The sequence below is a fragment of the Micromonospora sp. DH13 genome, assembly GCF_020873825.1.
Classification (GTDB): Bacteria; Actinomycetota; Actinomycetes; order Mycobacteriales; family Micromonosporaceae; genus Micromonospora; species Micromonospora haikouensis.
In genome coordinates, this window is record NZ_JAHWGR010000086.1 from 1 (window position 1) to 1,331 (window position 1,331).

General features: G+C 67.6%; 1 protein-coding gene. It reads left to right on the forward strand.

Features of this window, described 5'->3' with window-relative positions; all coding sequences use genetic code 11:
• The first annotated feature begins 20 nt into the window (after positions 1 to 20).
• Positions 21 to 1,283, forward strand: a complete 1,263-nt coding sequence (locus tag LPA42_RS33330) for an IS256 family transposase (RefSeq protein ID WP_077940492.1) — start codon at positions 21 to 23, stop codon at positions 1,281 to 1,283.
• Positions 1,284 to 1,331: the final 48 nt, after the last annotated feature.

Below are 1,331 nucleotides of genomic sequence, written 5' to 3' on the forward strand. Positions count from 1 at the left end.
TGTCCGGGAAGGACCACGTCATGGCAGACAAGAAGAACGCTGCTCCACTTCCGCAGCCCTCGGCGGCGGAGGTGGAGTTCGCGCAGCAGCTGGTCGAGCGGGCCAAGGCCGACGGGGTGTCGTTGGTGGGGCCGGGTGGGCTCCTGGCCGGGATCACCCGGACGGTGCTCGAATCGGCGCTCGACGCGGAGCTGGACGCCCATCTCGACGAGGCTGGTGTCGACGAGACGACCGGTCGGCGGGTCAACATCCGTAACGGGCACGGTGCGAAGACGGTGCAGACCGAGGTCGGGCCGGTGCGGATCCAGGTCCCGCGGGACCGGGCGGGGTCGTTCACGCCGAGGATCGTGCCGAAGCACGCCCGCCGGTTGGACGGGTTCAACGAGGCGATCCTGTCGCTGTATGCCAAGGGCCTGACGACCGGGGAGATCTCCGCGCATCTGGCGGATGTGTATGACGCCGACGTGTCCCGGGAGTTGATCAGCCGGGTCACCGACAGCGTCCTGGCCGACATGGAGGCGTGGCGGCAGCGGCCTCTGGACCGGGTGTATCCGGTGGTGTTCATCGACGCACTCGTGATGAAGATCCGGCAGGGGCAGGTCGCGAACCGGCCCGTCTACGTGGTGGTCGGGATCAGCCTCGACGGGGAACGCGACGTCCTCGGTATGTGGGCCGGCACCGGCGGGGAAGGCGCCAAGCAGTGGGCCGGCTACCTCACCGAACTACGCAACCGAGGTGTCGAGGACGTGTTCATGGTCTGCTCCGACGGGTTGAAGGGCATGACCGACGCCATCGAACAGGTGTGGCCGCAGGCAGTGCACCAGCAGTGCGTCGTGCACCTGGTCCGGGCGAGCCTGCGCTATACGAACCGGAAGGACTGGCAGAAGATCACCCCGGCGTTGCGGGAGATCTACACCGCCCCCACCGTGACGGCTGCGGAGGCTCGGTTCGAGGCGTTCGCCGCCGAGTTCGGCGACCAGTACCCGGCCGTGATCCGGTTGTGGCGGACCTCGTGGCCGCAGTTCGTGCCGTTCCTCGACTACGACCACGAGGTCCGCAAGGTCCTCTACACCACCAACATCATCGAGTCCCTGAACGCCCGGTTCCGGCAGGCCGCCCGCCGGCGCGGGCACTTCCCCACCGAGCAGGCCGCGATGAAGGTCCTCTACCTCGTCGTCCAGCAGAAACGTAAGGGGGGCGGGAGCATCACCGGCCGGGTCTACGGTTGGGCCAAGGCCCTCAACGCCCTGATCCTCGCCTACAGCGACCGGATCACCATCTAACCGCATCGATCACACCACAGGCCCAAACACGGAAAGCGCCACACTCCC